Raw genomic sequence first — 16,871 nt, 5'->3', positions numbered from 1 at the left:
TCCTTCGATGCGACGTAGAAAGAGTGGCGGGCGTATAGCTTGCCGTTCGATGTTAGAAACAGGGCAGGTTATCTGGCAAGAAAAACTGATTATGCTATGCATGATTACGACCAATCGATAGGGTAATGCCTGTTTTCCGAACCATTCAGCCATTTGAAACCAATGCGTTTTCCGTTCTGACCTAGCAGCCCCTGCCGAAGCACCTTCTGAAAAAGCCGAACAATAGGTGCTGATTTTTTAAACATCCAAAAGCGTCGGTTCCCGCTTTTGCCGCGCTGCTGGCTGGGGTAGCGTAGGCGGCATGAGCAGTACACCTCGATTCATCCACCTTCGCGTTCATACTGAATATTCCCTGCTGGAAGGGGCCGTGCGGCTGAAAAAGCTGCCCGCCCTGTGCGAGCAGATGGAGATGCCCGCCGTCGCCGTTACGGACACCAACAGCATGTTCTCGGCGCTGGAATTCTCGGTCACTGCAAGCGGGGCGGGGGTGCAGCCGATCATGGGTTGTCAGGTGGATCTGTGTTTTGTGCAGGCCCAGCCGGGTGAAAAGCCCAAGGCACCCGCGCCGCTGGTGTTACTGGCGCAATCCGAGACGGGGTATGAGAACCTTATGAAGCTCAGTTCGTGTCTATACGTAGACAAGGGCGGGCAGTTGCCGCAGGTCACGCTTGAGGAGCTGGCCGAACGCTCGAATGGTTTGATCTGCCTGACCGGCGGACCAGACGGGCCGGTAGGCCGTTTGCTGCAACAAGGCCAACGCCCGGCGGCCGAGGTGCTGGTGGATCGGCTGGCAGCGATGTTCCCGGATCGCCTATACGTGGAATTGCAGCGCCATCCCGGTGAGGATGGCCAGCCCGAGGCCGAACGTTTGACTGAACGCGGCCATGTCGAGATGGCCTACGCCAAGAACCTGCCTTTGGTCGCCACTAATGACGTCTATTTTCCGACCTCGGATATGTACGAAGCCCATGATGCGCTGATCTGTATTGCCGAAGGGGCCTATGTCGATCAGCAGCAGGGTCGCCGCCGCCTGACGGCGCAGCATTATTTCAAGTCCCAACAAGAGATGGCGACGCTGTTCGCAGACCTGCCCGAAGCGATCGAAAACACGGTTGAGATCGCCAAGCGCTGCGCCTTCATGGCCTATCGTCGCGATCCGATCTTGCCGAAATTCGCTGACGACGAGGTGGCCGAGCTGCGCCGCATCGCCAATGAAGGTCTGCAGAAACGCTTGGCTGTCATCCCGCACGCAGTAACGCCCGAGGAATACCAGGAACGGTTGGATTTCGAGCTGGATATTATCGAAGGCATGGGGTTTCCGGGTTATTTCCTGATCGTTGCCGACTTTATCCAATGGGCCAAAGACCATGACATTCCGGTTGGGCCGGGGCGGGGTTCGGGGGCTGGGTCGCTGGTGGCGTATGCACTGACGATCACCGACCTTGACCCGTTGCGCTACAGCTTGCTGTTCGAACGGTTCCTGAACCCCGAGCGTGTCTCGATGCCAGATTTCGATATCGACTTCTGCATGGACCGTCGTGAGGAAGTGATCCGTTATGTTCAAAAGAAATACGGACGCGACAAGGTGGGGCAGATCATCACTTTTGGTGCCTTACTATCGAAGGCCGCCGTGCGTGATATCGGACGGGTTTTGCAAATGCCGTACGGGCAGGTGGATCGCCTGTCCAAGATGATCCCGGTGGAAGGCGTCAAACCGGTTTCGATCGAAAAGGCGCTGAAAGACGAGCCGCGTTTGCGCGAAGAGGCACGGAATGAAGAGGTGGTCGATCGTCTGCTCACCTACGGCCAACAGGTTGAAGGGCTGCTACGCAACGCCTCAACCCACGCGGCGGGTGTGGTGATCGGGGACCGTCCTTTGGATGCGTTGGTGCCGCTTTATCAGGATCCGCGCTCGGACATGCCCGCGACCCAGTTCAACATGAAGTGGGTGGAACAGGCCGGGTTGGTGAAGTTCGACTTTCTGGGCCTGAAGACGCTCACTGTGATCCAGAACGCAATGGATCTGATCTTCAAGTCCGGGCGGCCTCTGCATGTCGCGGCGGATGGGACCGAGCTGTATGAACCGGCTGAGGGGGCCGAAAATCAGATCAACGCGATCCCGCTGGATGACGAGGCGACGTATAAGCTCTATTCCGCAGCCAAGACTGTGGCGGTTTTCCAGGTTGAAAGCTCGGGCATGATGGATGCGCTCAAGCGCATGAAGCCAACCTGTATCGAGGATATCGTCGCCCTTGTGGCGCTGTACCGCCCCGGCCCGATGGAGAACATCCCGACCTATTGCGAGGTCAAGAACGGCCAACGCAAGATCACTTCGGTCCATCCTCTGATCGACCATATCCTTGAGGAAACCCAAGGCATCATCGTCTACCAGGAACAGGTGATGCAGATCGCTCAGGTCATGGCGGGGTATAGCCTTGGCGGCGCTGACCTTCTACGGCGCGCGATGGGCAAGAAAATAAAAGAGGCGATGGATGCCGAGCGCCCCAAATTCGAAAAGGGCGCGGCAGAGAACGGCGTGGATGCCAAGAAGGCGTCCGAGGTGTTCGACTTGCTTGAGAAATTCGCCAATTATGGTTTCAACAAATCCCACGCGGCGGCTTATGCGGTGGTCAGCTATCAGACCGGCTGGTTAAAGGCGAACCACCCGGTCGAGTTCATGGCCGGTGTCATGAACTGCGATATCCACCTGACCGAAAAACTTGCTGTGTACTTCGAAGAGGTGCGCAAGGGGCTCGAGCTGCCCTATGTTCCACCTTGTGTGAACCGGTCAATCGCCACGTTTGACGTGGTAGACGGGCAACTTGTCTATGCGCTGGGCGCTTTGAAAAACGTAGGCGTCGAAGCGATGAACCTCGTCGTCGAGGGGCGTGGGGGCAAACCTTTTGTCAACCTGTTCGACTTTGCCCGCCGGGTCGATCTTAAGAAAGTTGGCAAACGCCCGTTGGAGATGCTGGCACGGGCCGGAGCGTTCGATGAGCTAGACAAGAACCGCCGCCGCGTTTTCGAAAGCCTCGATCCACTGGTGCAGTATTCGGCGGCGATCCATGACCAGAAGAATTCGAACCAGGTGTCGCTGTTTGGTGAGGCGGGTGATGATCTGCCCGAACCGCGCCTGTCGCCCACGGCGGACTGGCTGCCGGCAGAGCGCCTCAGCGAAGAGTTCAAAGCCATCGGGTTTTACCTGTCCGGTCACCCGCTGGATGATTACATGCCCGCGCTGAAGCGCAAGCAGGTCATGACGCTTGACGACGTAACGGAAAAAGCGCGCTCGGGTCCGTTCATTGCCAAAATGGCGGGTGTTGTCGCCGGGCGGCAGGAACGGAAATCGGCCAAAGGCAACCGCTTTGCCTTTGCGCAATTGTCCGACCCGACAGGGGCATATGAGGTCACGCTGTTCTCGGAAACGCTTGAGAAGTCGCGTGAGTTTCTTGAAACCGGGGCGCAGGTGGTTCTGTCGGCTGAGGCTACGATGGAATCCGATCAGTTGAAGTTGCTGGCGCGTTCGGTGGGTCCGGCGGATTCCGTCGTGGCCGAGGCAGGTGCCACGGGGTTACGCATATTCGTGGACGTGCCCGAAGTGCTGCCGACCGTTGCCAAGGTGCTTGAGGATGCCGCCGGTGCCGCCAAACGGGCTGCCAAAGGCCCGATCCACATCTGCCTGCTGGACCCCGGTTTGCCCGGAGATGTCGAGATGGATCTGGGTCAGGATTTCCCCATCAATCCGCAGATCAAGGGCGCGATCAAATCGCTGGACGGCGTGAGCTTGGTCGAGGAAATCTGACGCGCCGGATTGGCGCCGGGATTGACTAGCTCTGGCCAAAAGCTTGCCTCATCGACAACGCGGTGAAAACCACGCTGGGGCTGAAAGACGTTCAGTAATGCGGCGGGCGTTCGTCTCCGAACACGACCCCGCCCGAGCCTTCCTGCGCACGATCAGCCTCGCGCTGAAGCAGCATTTCGACCCGTCGCGCCAGACGGTCGATATCGCCTTGTTGGCGGGTGACAACTGTGTTCAGTTCGTCGACTGTGCGGGTCAGGTGGGCGATCTGCTCTTCCAGATGCTGCATTGGGATCTCCTGTCTTGAGCCGGTCATAGCGACCCCGGCAGTCCAAGGCCAGCGAAAGCGTACCTTGCCCCGATGCGGGGCATGGGATAGACCGCGCGCGGAACAAGGATACTCCCAAGGACGCCCCACATGGCCAAGCCCAAGAAACAGCCCCGCCCCAAGGCCGTAACGCCAAAAGGGTTCCGTGACTATTTCGGCCAGGAAGTCACGCAGCGCACTGAAATGCTGCGGGCTATTGCGGATGTCTATCATCGCTATGGCTTTGACGCGCTTGAGAGCAGCGCGGTCGAAACGGTTGAGGCGCTGGGTAAGTTCCTGCCCGACGTGGACCGCCCGAACGAAGGCGTGTTTGCGTGGCAGGAGGTCGACGAGAACGACAAGGGCGATTGGATGGCCCTGCGCTATGACCTGACCGCGCCTTTGGCCCGCGTCTATGCGCAACATCGCAATGATCTGCCTACGCCCTATCGCCGCTATGCGATGGGGCCGGTTTGGCGGAATGAAAAGCCCGGTCCGGGGCGGTATCGCCAGTTTTATCAATGTGATGCGGACACGGTGGGTACCGCTTCGATGGCGGCGGACGCCGAGATTTGCGCGATGCTGGCCGATACGCTCGAGACGGTGGGGATTCCACGCGGTGATTACTTGATCCGAGTGAACAACCGGAAGGTTCTGACGGGCGTACTGCACTCCGTGTTTGGTTTTGAATCCGAGGACGAAAGAGAACACCTTGGCGCAATTTACGATACCGCCGAGAAGCGAGATGCAGTTCTCCGAACAATTGATAAGTTCGACAAAGTTGGCGTCGATGGAGTGCGCGAATTGCTGACCGTCGGTAGAAAAGACAGTTCTGGGGCCTTCATAGAAGGAGTGGGGCTTTCGAGCGAGCAAGCAGAGCCGGTAATTGCGTTTCTGACGTCAAGGGGCGGAAGTACAAAAGAAACTCTGGACAACCTGAGAAAAGCGGTTGGTGAAAGCCCGATTGGTGCAGACGGTATTAAGGAGCTGGAAGAGATTGCATCCTTATTGCATGCCCAAGGCTATGGTGCGGACCGCATCGTCATCGACCCTTCGGTCGTGCGTGGCCTCGGCTATTACACTGGCCCGGTCTACGAGGCCGAACTGACATTCGAGATCTTCGATGAAAAAGGCCGCAAGCGGCAGTTCGGGTCTGTTGCAGGCGGTGGGCGCTATGACGATCTGGTCAAACGCTTCACCGGGCAGGAAGTACCTGCGACTGGAATTTCAATCGGGGTTGACCGCTTGCTGGCTGCTCTGCGTGAAAAAGGACGGATCAGCGCGCAGGCCGAGGGGCCTGTCGTTGTTACTGTCATGGATCGCGATCGCATGGCGGATTATCAGGCGATGGTGGCCGAGCTGCGCAATGCAGGCATTCGGGCCGAAGTTTATCTGGGCAACCCCAAGAACTTTGGCAATCAGTTGAAATATGCGGATAAGCGAAACTCGCCGATTGCCGTGATCGAAGGCGGCGACGAAAAGGCCAATGGCATCGTTCAGATCAAAGATTTGATCCTTGGCGCCAAGATCGCCGAAAGCGCGACGCTTGAGGAATGGAAAGAACGCCCCAGCCAGTTCGAAGTGCCGCGTGGTGATCTGGTCGCCAAGGTTCGCGAAATTCTGGACAGTCAGGGCTAGGTTATGGCTAATCGTTCTCAGATTCAGGCCCGCGCGGCCATGATGCGCGTCCGGTTCGAGGCCGCGGGCGCGCAGGTTGTCGATCCGCCGCTGCTGCAACCGGCAGAGACGTTGCTGGACCTATACGGAGAAGACATCCGGGCCCGCGCTTATGTGACGTCGGACGCGCTGCGGGGTGAGCAGATGTTGCGTCCCGACTTCACCCTGCCGGTGGTGCAGATGCACATGGCAGACGGGGCCGAGCCCGCGCGCTATACCTATTCCGGCGAGGTGTTCCGCCGGCAAGAGCTCAACCCGGATCGGTCCAACGAATACATTCAGGTCGGATACGAGGTCTTTGACCGTGACGATCCTTCGGGCGCGGATGCCGAGGTGTTCTCGCTTTTTGCGCTCCAGTTGCGCGGCCTACCGCTGCGCGCGGCAACCGGGGATATTGGCATTCTGACGGCGGCGGTTCAGGGGCTGCGTACCACGGACCGACGTAAGGCGGCGTTGATGCGGCACCTGTGGCGCCCGCGTCGCTTTCGAACTCTGCTGGAGCGGTTCGCCGGGCGCAAACCCGCGCCCGAGGGGCGGGACGCTCTGCTGGATGCTGACGATCCGCTGGCAACGGACGCCTCGCTTATCGGCAAGCGCCGCGTTGCCGAGATAGAGGCACGGATCGAAGCCCTGCGCGAGGACCGAGATACGCCGCCGATCGCCGATAGCGAATTGGCAGGGTTGGAGACCCTATTGAACGTGCGCGAAACCATGCCCTTTGCATTGGAGCAATTGCGCGACGTGGCGGTAGACCTGCCGCAGATTACGCAGGCGCTTGATCGGCTTGAGGCGCGGGTAGCCGCGCTGCAAGCACGCGGTGTGGACGTCGCGCGCCTGGATTTTGAGGCCGCCTACGGACGTACTTCGATGGAGTATTATGACGGGTTTGTCTTCGGCTTTTACGCCGAGGGTCGCCCCGATCTGCCGCCGATTGCCACTGGCGGGCGCTATGATGCGCTGACCCGACAATTGGGTAACGGTGCCGAAATCCCCGCCGTGGGCGGCGTGCTGCGCCCCGACCTGATGCTGGAAATCGAGGAGGCTGCGCAATGAGTTTGAAACTGGGCGTGCCTTCCAAGGGCCGGTTGATGGAAAAGACCTTTGCGTGGTTCGAAAAGCGCGGGATTGTTCTGTCGCGCAGCGGATCGGACCGGGAATATGCCGGCAAGGTTGAAGGGATTGATGGCGTTTCTCTGATCTTGCTGTCCGCGGGGGAAATGCCGCGCGAACTGGCCGCAGGGCGCATACATTTGGGCGTCACCGGTATTGATCTGGTGCAAGAGAAACTGCCGCGTTGGGAACAGCAGGTCGAAGAAGTCTCGCAACTTGGGTTCGGCAAGGCCGATCTTATCATCGCGACACCAGCCTGTTGGGTGGATGTCGATACGCTGGACGATCTTGATGCCGTGGCCGCCGCATTCCGCAAGGTTCACGGCCATCGGTTGCGGATTGCAACGAAGTACCACCGGCTGGTGCGTGAGTTCCTGACAGATGCGGGCGTGGCCGATTACACTCTGGTCGACAGTCAGGGTGCGACCGAGGGCACAGTGATGAATGAAACGGCTGAGGCGGTTGCGGATATCACATCGACGGGTGAAACCTTGCGCGCCAACCACCTGAAGATTTTGTCAGATGGGTTGATCCTGCGGTCTCAGGCAACGTTGTGGCGCAGCCGGGTCGCCAGCTATGACCCTGAAGACAAGGCCGTGTTATCCGAGCTTTTGGATCGTCTTGCCTGATTACAACACACCGATTTCCGCCAGCGCGCGGTTCAGATCATCGGGCAGCGTGTCGTCTTGCGCGCGACTTTTTGGCAGATCGGCTGGAGTATCTTCCGGTTGCAGATAACGCCACCCTTGGAAAGGGCGCTTTAGGGCGTTTTGTGTGCGGACAACATCTGGGTACAAAACGATGGCGCAGCGGCGGATTCCGTCCTCACCCCGCACCTCATCCAAACGAAGGATGCGCTGACGGCATTGGACGACGCCTTTGATCACCCAGTAGATTGATCCGCCATTCAGTATCTCGGCCTCGCGTTTCGGCCACATGCGGGTGACGTGGCGGGGCAGACCGTCATCGAACCGCTGGCGATAGCTGTCCTGCCACGCAATCAGGCTGTCAACGCTTTCTGAGCCAACCGAAAGTTTTATGAGATTAACGTATTTATCCACAGCTTTCCCACAGAGTCGTCCCGAAGACCATCTTTATATTGTAGACTGCTGGGCGCTGCCATCAAGGTGTTGTGGCGAGGGTGTGATTTGGGGTAAGCTGCTTATCTCTTTCTACTCAGGGAATCGCTAATGAGCCGCTTTGCTGCCCCCATCGCCGAACAGATTTGGGATATGAAATACCGCTTCAAACAAGCGGATGGGACACCCATTGACCTTACGGTTGAGGATAGCTGGCGACGCATTGCCCGCGATCTGGCGCGGGTAGAACAGGACCCGGCCCATTGGGAGGATAAGTTCTACGCGGCACTGGAGGACTTCAAATACCTGCCTGCGGGACGCATCACAGCCGGGGCAGGCACGGCACGGCAGGTGACGCTGTTCAACTGCTTTGTCATGGGAACAATTCCAGACAGCATGGGCGGCATTTTCGACATGTTGAAAGAGGCCGCGTTGACCATGCAGCAGGGTGGCGGGATTGGGTATGATTTCTCGACCATCCGGCCAAGGGGTGCTGATGTGCATGGGGTGGCTGCTGATGCATCGGGGCCGCTGTCTTTCATGGATGTGTGGGACGCGATGTGCCGCACCATCATGTCCGCAGGATCCCGTCGCGGGGCGATGATGGCGACGATGCGCTGCGATCACCCGGACATCGAACACTTTATCACAGCCAAGTCCGACCCGGCCAGACTACGCATGTTTAACATGTCGGTTTTGGTGACCGACGCCTTTATGGAGGCGGTCAAGGCGGACGGGCCGTGGGAGTTAGTCTTTGACGGCAAAATCTACCACACAGTGCAGGCGCGTGACCTGTGGAACAAGATCATGCAGGCGACGTATGACTACGCCGAACCCGGCGTGATCTTTATCGACCGGATCAATGCCGCAAACAACCTGAGCTATGTAGAAACCATTGCGGCGACCAATCCATGTGGCGAGCAGCCTCTGCCACCCTACGGCGCGTGCCTGCTGGGGTCGATCAACCTTGCACGGCTGGTAGCCGAGCCGTTCGAAGATGCTGTGCATCTGGATGAAGACGCCCTGCAAGAGCTTGTCGCCACGGCGGTCCGAATGATGGATAACGTGGTTGATGTGTCGAAATTTCCGCTGGCCGAGCAAGAGGCCGAAGCGCAGGACAAACGCCGCATCGGTTTGGGCGTTACGGGTCTGGCCGATGCCCTGTTGATGCTTGGGCTGCGCTATGGTTCCGACGAGGCGGCGCGTCAGACCGAGCGCTGGTTGCACGCGATCGCCCGCGCCGCGTATCTGGCGTCGGTCGATTTGGCTAAGGAAAAGGGGGCGTTTCCCCTGTTCGATACCGAGAAATACCTGGCCAGCGGTACGATGCAGCAAATGGACGAAGACGTGCGCGATGCAATCCGGGAACACGGTATTCGCAATGCGCTGCTGACCTCGATCGCACCGACGGGAACGATTTCGCTTTACGCGGGCAATGTTTCGTCCGGGATCGAGCCGGTGTTTGCCTATGCCTATACGCGTAAAGTGCTGCAGAAAGACGGGTCACGCACCGAGGAAGAGGTCGTGGACTATGCCGTGCAGATGTGGCGTAACAAGTTCGGCGACGTGGAGCTGCCTGACTATTTCGTCAATGCGCAGACTCTGACGCCCGCGGATCACGTCAAGATGCAGGCCGCAGCGCAGAAATGGATCGACAGTTCGATCTCGAAGACGATCAACTGCCCGGAAGATATCGGGTTTGATGACTTCAAGGATGTCTACATGCAGGCATGGGATCAGGGCTGCAAAGGTTGCACCACCTATCGCCCGAATGATGTAACCGGAAGCGTTTTGAGTGTGTCGGAAAACTCGGACAAAGCGCCGGGTGAAAGCGCGGATGCCCCGCAAGAAGTCGAAGGCGGCGACGTCATTTATATGTCTGAACCGCTGGACCGGCCGCAGTCACTTGAAGGTTCGACTTACAAACTGAAATGGCCCGACAGTGAGCACGCCATCTATCTGACGATTAACGATATAATCATCGGTGGACGTCGCCGCCCGTTCGAAGTTTTCATCAATTCGAAAAATATGGAGCACTTCGCCTGGACCGTTGCGCTGACCCGCATGATCTCGGCCGTGTTCCGGCGTGGGGGTGACGTCTCGTTTGTCGTCGAAGAATTGAAAGCCGTTTTTGACCCGCGCGGAGGTGCGTGGGTGCAGGGCAAGTACATCCCGTCGATCTTGGCGGCAATTGGTGGCGTGATCGAGCAACATATGGTCGCCATAGGCTTCCTTGAAGGTGAGGGCATGGGCCTCAAGTCCGACCCTCAAGCGCAGGTTGTGAACATGGATGCGCCGCGTGGAAAGGCCTGCCCGTCTTGTGGTCAGTACGACATGGTGATGATTGAAGGCTGCATGACCTGCCGAAGCTGCGGTCATTCCAAGTGTGGGTAATTGCGCAGCTTAGACATATGTCGGACCCATGAATTAACTGCCATTGGCAAGGGTTTCCTGCCATATTGACACGAGGTTAATTGCCATCGGCCGAAATTCGGCCGGTGGTTTTGTTTTAAAACAATAGCTTATGCGATCTCCGCCTTTTGCATGCTGAAGGGGTGCGTTTCCCCCTCCGAAGATCAGCACCTCCTGTTGACTGAAACGGCGGTTTTGAGCAGGGCTTATTCACCTTCCTTCAATTCCTGTCACGGAATTGGCCGAATTTGCCCGTCGTGAGGTGCGACGCCGTGGATTGACGCAGGCGTCGGTTGAGGCCGTGGCTGAGGCGTTGGAAATTTCCGGACGCGGTGCGGAGCTGAACCTTCGGCACGTTAGCCGGATGCTGACAAGGGGTGAAGGGATGGAGGCGGCTGGGGTCCATCATTGAGCACGCAGTTTCTCCGTCCGCTCAATCCACAGAAAATGAGCCGCATATGCAGGCTCAAGACCACTGCATCACAGATGAGGCGTTGCGTTTTATGGAGCGGTTCCCTGAGGTGAATAGCAGTCCTCAAGCAAGTGGTGGCGGAACGGGCTGAAACTGCGTGCTAGGCCAGTGGCAGCGAAGCGGAATTCGTTTTGCAGTGCAATTGATGTCGATCAAACAATAATTCGACCAATAGTGTAATTGATAGTTTGGTCAGCCGGACAGAAAATTCTGGGTTTATGCAATGCCTTCGCTCAAACGAGTTGAAACTTTGGTTCTGCTTGTGCCGGTCGGCTTTTTAGCCCTTTGTCTCATCTTTTACGTAACCATCGCGTGCGCAATTCCAGTAAGCTGGCCTTATTATATACCTTCGGTACAAGGCGCCACGATAAAAGATCCAAAGCAATTTTTTTATCCGCGAGCGAATCTAACTCCCCGAGCAGTCTATCCGCTTACAGACGGTGTGAATTTAGAAATGTGGGTAAGCTGTACTCAAAGCAACTTCGCCGGGGAGCAGGAGTGTCATTTCATTTTCGATTTCTTTAATCCATACAACGCTGTCGTTGTAGTCCCAGAACAGATTATTAGCGTTCGAAGCCCGAATGGCGAGGAGCTAATAGACAAGGGTTATATTACTGAATTTGCAGATCGCTTTAGTGACCCAGACTACCATTGGCCAAAAGTCTTAGGGGAAAATGTCTATATCGAAATTCCGGAGGATAGCTCAAGAAATCTGGCTGGGCGTATTGGGGATGCGTTGAGCCTCGGCAAGAAAAAATTCCCACCAAGTTTTAAAGTATTGATGCCGAACATCCAAATCAACGGACAGACCGTCACTGCGCCAGAAGTGGAGTTCATACGAAAGAGAAACATTACCTGTGTGGGATTGTTGACCATTTAATGACCTGATTGACCTTGCTTCAAACTCATGGCGTTCCTCGACCGCGAAAGGTTTGGTGTCACAATTTTTACATTTCAAAAAAGTATCCGCTTCGGGCTCGTTCCAGAGTTCGGAGGCAGCGCAGCAATCCCGTGACTGACGCATTTCTCTTTCGGGCGCACGTTCCGGGCTATACATCTGACCCAAATACTACTATCGCCAGATCTTTCCCGGCATTTGGTGACCCATGCAAGATTTCTCAGCCCTCCCGAAAACCCTATCCATTGCGCTGACCCAAAAAGGCTATAGCGGCTTGACCCCCGTACAAGAGGCTGTGTCAGATGAAGCGCTGGCAGGAAAAGATCTGCTTGTCTCAGCACAAACCGGTTCAGGTAAGACCGTGGGCTTCGGGCTGGCAATGGCGGAGGAACTTCTTGATAAGTACGGTCGGTTTGACCGACCAGCGGCGCCATTGGCCGTGATTATCGCACCCACGCGCGAACTGGCCCTGCAAGTTCGACGAGAGTTCGACTGGCTGTTTGCTGAGGCCGGGATAGTCACTGCGTCGGCGGTGGGTGGTATGGATGCGCGCGCAGAACGCAGGACACTCGAACGTGGTGCACATGTCGTGGTCGGCACGCCTGGGCGCCTGCGCGATCATATCGCGCGTGGTGTGATCGACCTGAGTGATTTGCGGACTGTTGTTCTCGACGAGGCCGACGAAATGTTGGACATGGGGTTCGCCGAAGACCTTGAATACATCCTTGATCAAACGCCCAAGAGCCGGCGCACCTTGATGTTCTCTGCCACTGTTCCGCGAGGCATTGCCAAGCTGGCCCAGACTTACCAGAAAGAAGATGCGCAGCGGATCAAGGTCGGAAGTGCAGAAGCACAGCATTCGGACATTACCTATAGTGCCCTGAACGTGGCCCCGTCAGATATCGAAAAAGCGATCATCAATTTGCTGTGCTATCACAACGCAGAGACCGCAATTGTGTTCGCCAATACCCGATCCATGGTTGCGCGTCTGACCGCGAAATTCTCCAATCGGGGTTTTGCTGTCGTCTCACTGTCGGGGGAGCTCAGCCAGACAGAGCGCACCAATGCGATGCAGGCCCTGCGTGACAAGCGCGCGCAGGTCTGTGTTGCGACGGACGTGGCCGCCCGTGGCATTGATCTTCCAGGGCTGGAGTTGGTGATCCATGCAGATCTTCCTTCAAATGCGGAAACTTTGCTGCATCGCTCTGGGCGGACAGGTCGCGCCGGGCGCAAAGGAATGTCCATCCTGATTGTGCCAGGTCGACAACGCTCAAAGGCGCAACGATTGCTGAAATCAGCCAAGTTGGAGGCCGAATGGGGCGCCCCGCCCTCTGCGGACGAGGTGCTCGCACGGGAAGAGGAACGCATCATTTCCAATCCCGCCCTGGATGAGCCGCCAAGTGCCGAGGAAACGGCTTTTGCAGAACGGCTGCTCAGCGGAAGAACTCCAGAGCAGGTCGCTGCAGCCTACATGCGCCTTTACCGAGAGCGCCACTCGGCACCGGAGATCATAGGAACGGCGCCAGAGCCCGGAAAACGCAACACTGATAGGCGCGCGGCGTTTGGGCCAAGCACCTGGTTCTCACTTTCTTTGGGGCGCAAACAGCGTGCGGAGCCGCGTTGGTTGTTGCCAATGCTGTGCCGCAACGCGGGTTTATCCAAAGACGCCATCGGCGCAATCCGCGTTCAATACCAAGAGACCTTTGTCGAGATTGCCAATGATGCTGTGCCCGCAATGAAACAGGAATTGGGGGCCGAGCTCACCTTAGAACAAGGTGCGACCCTCACTGAGCTGGCAGGCACACCAGATTTCGATGCCTCTCCTAAGGGACCGCCTGCGGCACCAAATTCATCAGACAAAGCAGTCAAAAACCTAGGACCTCGTGCAGGCAAGCCGTCGAAGTCTGCGCGCGGCTCCGAACATTCCAACCAAAATGCCCGGATTGCATCCGAGCGCCCAAAGGGCCGAAGAATATCCGCTGCAAGCACATCGAGTAGACAAGCAAGCGAGGATACGCCAAAGCAGGACAAAGCTCTGCATAGGCAGCCGACAAGCGAGCACGGAAAGGCAAAACTACAGCCCGCCGCGAGGGAAAAGAAGCGACAAAAACGAGAAAAGAACGCCGCTGACACATCCAAATCTCTGCGAGCGCCAAAGGCGCGCCAAAAGGCCAACCACAAAGACTCAAACGTGCCGCGTTCAAAAAGCAGAAACGGCAAGGGTGGAGAAGCAAGACCTTTCCGCAAGCCTTCGAAGAGAAATTGAGCACTGAGTTGCCTACAGATAGACCAGTGAAAAAATGAAATCTGCCTAGGCCCCGGGCTTCTGCATCGGGGATGCCTCAGTCAAGCTGTTTTGCGCAGCATGATTGGTCCGCGATGGCGGTGTCGCTGTGTCTAATCTTGCCCGCCCTGCTTTCTGTCGCGGCCTTCGATTGGGGTCCTTCGGGTCCATGCTTCGGTTCGTGCTCAGCGCCTTGGCTGCCAACATGATGCTGGTTCGATATAGTTCCGATCTGCCCATCTCATTGGCTTGCTTGATTGGTGTCAGCGACGGTCCGGACCACAGCATCATCGGACCCACGTCCCCGCGGGACCTCGAAGGCCTGCGATCAGGCAGGCAACGGTTGGATCAACAGGCGATCAGGCCATGTTCGGTGCCGCGTCGGGCTGCAATACGGTGCCATCGACACAAATCCGATGAATAATGTCACGCTCAAGAATGTGCTCTGGGCCAAAGGCGTCATCTCAGAAGATGAAGCTGGTCCTTTCCGCTGTATTTGGCGGCCGGCTGCGGCGCGTCATGCGGCTCGAAAATGAGCCCGGCCTCAGCGGCCTCCTGGTCGATCCGCGGGAGGTGAAATCCCTTACGCCGCGCGGCCTGACAGGCATGAGTGCTGGTCTTGCGTTCATGATGCTGGGTATCGGAGTGGCTGCCGGTAAGCGGCTGATCTCAGCCCAGTTTGGCCAGACGGTTTTGAAAACTGTCAGCGTTCAAGGTGAAGAAGACGCGTGGGTCACACCCGCCGCCATGGCCTGCTTCCGCAGGAGATATGTGACTTTCAAAAGCCTTCTGATCGAGGCGAAATGCAATCAGCCTCAGTTGAAACGGATGCTGGCTGCTCACGAAATTAAACCGGCTTTCGACCCGAAAACCCCGGGCGCGATTCTCTACCGAAGGGTGGACCTGCCCAAATCCTTGGAAATCTGACCTCCCAGCATAAGCACCATCCAGATTGCCGCCTTCGGGTGGCAGTTTGCAGTAGCCCGAAAATATCTGCTTTGAACCTGTCTGTAGACACGACCGAGGAACCTCGGTCGTGCAGCGCGCCTGCGGGTTTCAGGTGAGGCGCGGCAAGTGCCAATGCGACGGTGAACAAAGCCGAACGTTCGGTGTATCTGCCGACGAGCCCGCGAAACCCGTGCCAAGCACGAGAAAGTGCTGATATCACGCCCTGTGCGTTACCGATCCACAAGGGAACGTGAATTGAATCTCTTACGCAACAGTTTAACGATCACTGTATTGATGTCTCTTTTCCGCCTCATTTTGCGCTGATAAGGATGAAAAACGTGAGCAGTGATAAGTTGAACGGTACAGGCGGTCAAATGAGAACCGGAGCAAGCGGTCGAGTAGCCATTTTCTGGACTCAGACGGAAATCGATGGGCTTGAGGCTGCGCCCTTGTCCTTTCTGAGTGTCGGAGCAGCGTGGTCATGGCGCGGTCAGGCGCGGTATCTGGCGGAGCCCGCCGCGCAGCCTTTGGAGTTGGGCAGAGTGGCCGGCACCCAAGCGGCACCAACGGTTCGGAACGTTCAGATACAGAACCTGCCGGACGCAGCGCGTGGACTGATCGTTTTGACAAATGGTGCCCAGACCTTCACGGGGCACGTCTTTCTTGTTTCGGGTGAATCGGCTCCAATACTCATCTTCGAAGGTGCATGTCCGGGGCGTGATCAGGAATTCTGGATCAGTGAATTCATCGAGATCGAAAACCAAAGCGACGAAGCAGCTGAACAGGACAGGACCATCGTTGCGTTTCCGTTCAGGCCAACGCCGGATGTGGGCGATCTGGATCCAAGGAAAGCGGTTTTAGTTGGTCGCAGGGTCGATTGAAGCCCCGATAAGGATGAGTTTCCGAGGAAATTCCTGCGTCGCATGGTTTGCTCTGTTGACTCCGCCGGTTTCGCATATATAAGCGCGGCTTCATTGGTGTTGGTGGCCCCCGCAAGGGGATGCCTGTCATGGGGGAAACCTCAAGAGGACAACGCCCTTCATTGTTGCGGTGCGGCCGAAACTATCTCGCATCGGGTTGAGCGGAGACGCTATTGCAGCCCGAAAAGTGGGAACCGGTTTTCGGATCAAGCTGCAATGCCACTAAAGAAGGAGATCAGCCGTGACCAAACGCACGTCTGCCAAGTACAAAATTGACCGCCGGATGGGTGAAAACATCTGGGGTCGTCCGAAATCCCCGATCAACCGTCGTGAATATGGCCCCGGCCAGCACGGTCAGCGCCGCAAGGGCAAACTGTCGGACTTTGGTCTGCAGCTGCGCGCCAAGCAGAAGCTGAAAGGTTACTACGGCGACCTGACCGAGAAGCAATTCCGCCGCATCTACGCCGAAGCTGAGCGTGTCAAAGGCGACACCGGTGAAAACCTGATCGGTCTGCTGGAACGCCGCCTGGACGCTGTTGTTTACCGCGCCAAGTTCGTAGCGACTGTCTTCGCTGCACGTCAGTTCGTGAACCACGGTCACGTCAAAGTAAACGGTAAGCGGGTCAACATCCCGTCTTACCGTGTGAAGGAAGGGGACGTTATCGAAGTGCGTGACAAATCCAAGCAACTGGCCGTTGTTCTGGAAGCTGCCGCTTTGGCCGAGCGTGATGTGCCTGATTACATTGACGCCGACCACTCGAAGATGACGGCAACTTTCGTCCGCGCACCGGGCCTGAGTGATGTGCCTTACCCGGTTGTTATGGAGCCGAACCTGGTCGTCGAATTCTACGCGAAGAACTAATCTTCGCTGATATCGAATTCCGAAAGGCCGCGCCGGAAGGCGCGGTCTTTTTTGTTAAAGGGGGGCGCTGCCCCCATCGCGTCAGGCCGCGATTCCCCCGGGA

General features: G+C 57.2%; 13 protein-coding genes. 11 read left to right on the top strand and 2 right to left on the bottom strand.

Going from position 1 to position 16,871, the window contains the following annotated elements:
* Nucleotides 1-301: 301 nt before the first annotated feature.
* Nucleotides 302-3,802 (top strand): DNA polymerase III subunit alpha, encoded by a 3,501-nt coding sequence (gene dnaE, locus LCM21_RS12390; protein ID WP_224890880.1) that lies wholly within the window; start codon nucleotides 302-304, stop codon nucleotides 3,800-3,802.
* 91 nt (nucleotides 3,803-3,893) lie between these two features.
* On the opposite strand, the gene LCM21_RS12385 is transcribed toward dnaE, so the two are convergent.
* Nucleotides 3,894-4,088, bottom strand: a complete 195-nt coding sequence (locus tag LCM21_RS12385; RefSeq protein ID WP_068340971.1) for a SlyX family protein — start codon at nucleotides 4,086-4,088, stop codon at nucleotides 3,894-3,896.
* A 129-nt stretch (nucleotides 4,089-4,217) separates the two neighbouring features.
* Between LCM21_RS12385 and hisS the strand changes: the two genes are divergently transcribed.
* From hisS to hisG, 3 genes are read left to right on the top strand one after another with little or no spacing between them, the layout of a single operon-like run.
* Nucleotides 4,218-5,744, top strand: coding sequence for a histidine--tRNA ligase (gene hisS / locus LCM21_RS12380; protein WP_224890879.1), 1,527 nt, complete (start codon nucleotides 4,218-4,220; stop codon nucleotides 5,742-5,744).
* Between the two features lie 3 nt (nucleotides 5,745-5,747).
* Nucleotides 5,748-6,836, top strand: a complete 1,089-nt coding sequence (locus LCM21_RS12375) for an ATP phosphoribosyltransferase regulatory subunit (protein ID WP_224890878.1) — start codon at nucleotides 5,748-5,750, stop codon at nucleotides 6,834-6,836.
* Entirely contained in the window at nucleotides 6,833-7,522 is a 690-nt protein-coding gene (gene hisG / locus LCM21_RS12370; protein ID WP_224890877.1) for an ATP phosphoribosyltransferase, read from the top strand. The genes LCM21_RS12375 and hisG overlap by 4 nt, the downstream gene beginning before the upstream one ends.
* On the opposite strand, the gene LCM21_RS12365 is transcribed toward hisG, so the two are convergent.
* The gene (locus tag LCM21_RS12365; protein ID WP_224890876.1) at nucleotides 7,523-7,954 is read right to left on the bottom strand and encodes a DUF1489 family protein; all 432 of its coding nucleotides are present in this window, start codon (nucleotides 7,952-7,954) and stop codon (nucleotides 7,523-7,525) included.
* Nucleotides 7,955-8,083: 129 nt separating this feature from the next.
* Between LCM21_RS12365 and LCM21_RS12360 the strand changes: the two genes are divergently transcribed.
* The 7 genes from LCM21_RS12360 (at nucleotide 8,084) to rpsD (ending at nucleotide 16,768) form a co-directional block, all read left to right on the top strand.
* Entirely contained in the window at nucleotides 8,084-10,366 is a 2,283-nt protein-coding gene (locus LCM21_RS12360; protein ID WP_224890875.1) for an adenosylcobalamin-dependent ribonucleoside-diphosphate reductase, read from the top strand.
* Between the two features lie 256 nt (nucleotides 10,367-10,622).
* A complete protein-coding gene (locus LCM21_RS12355; protein WP_224890874.1) occupies nucleotides 10,623-10,796 on the top strand; it encodes a hypothetical protein in 174 nt (57 codons plus the stop codon).
* Between the two features lie 283 nt (nucleotides 10,797-11,079).
* Nucleotides 11,080-11,736, top strand: coding sequence for a hypothetical protein (locus LCM21_RS12350; protein WP_224890873.1), 657 nt, complete (start codon nucleotides 11,080-11,082; stop codon nucleotides 11,734-11,736).
* A gap of 226 nt (nucleotides 11,737-11,962) precedes the next feature.
* Entirely contained in the window at nucleotides 11,963-14,020 is a 2,058-nt protein-coding gene (locus LCM21_RS12345; RefSeq protein ID WP_224890872.1) for a DEAD/DEAH box helicase, read from the top strand.
* A 489-nt stretch (nucleotides 14,021-14,509) separates the two neighbouring features.
* Nucleotides 14,510-14,965, top strand: coding sequence for a hypothetical protein (locus LCM21_RS12340; RefSeq protein WP_224890871.1), 456 nt, complete (start codon nucleotides 14,510-14,512; stop codon nucleotides 14,963-14,965).
* A gap of 359 nt (nucleotides 14,966-15,324) precedes the next feature.
* Nucleotides 15,325-15,867, top strand: a complete 543-nt coding sequence (locus LCM21_RS12335; protein ID WP_224890870.1) for a hypothetical protein — start codon at nucleotides 15,325-15,327, stop codon at nucleotides 15,865-15,867.
* Nucleotides 15,868-16,147: 280 nt separating this feature from the next.
* Nucleotides 16,148-16,768, top strand: a complete 621-nt coding sequence (rpsD, locus tag LCM21_RS12330) for a 30S ribosomal protein S4 (protein ID WP_224890869.1) — start codon at nucleotides 16,148-16,150, stop codon at nucleotides 16,766-16,768.
* Nucleotides 16,769-16,871: the final 103 nt, after the last annotated feature.

Source organism: Ruegeria profundi, assembly GCF_020171505.1.
Taxonomy (GTDB): Bacteria; Pseudomonadota; Alphaproteobacteria; order Rhodobacterales; family Rhodobacteraceae; genus Ruegeria; species Ruegeria profundi.
Note: the sequence above shows the minus strand (reverse complement) of the source record. Positions and strands in the feature narration are given on the sequence as shown.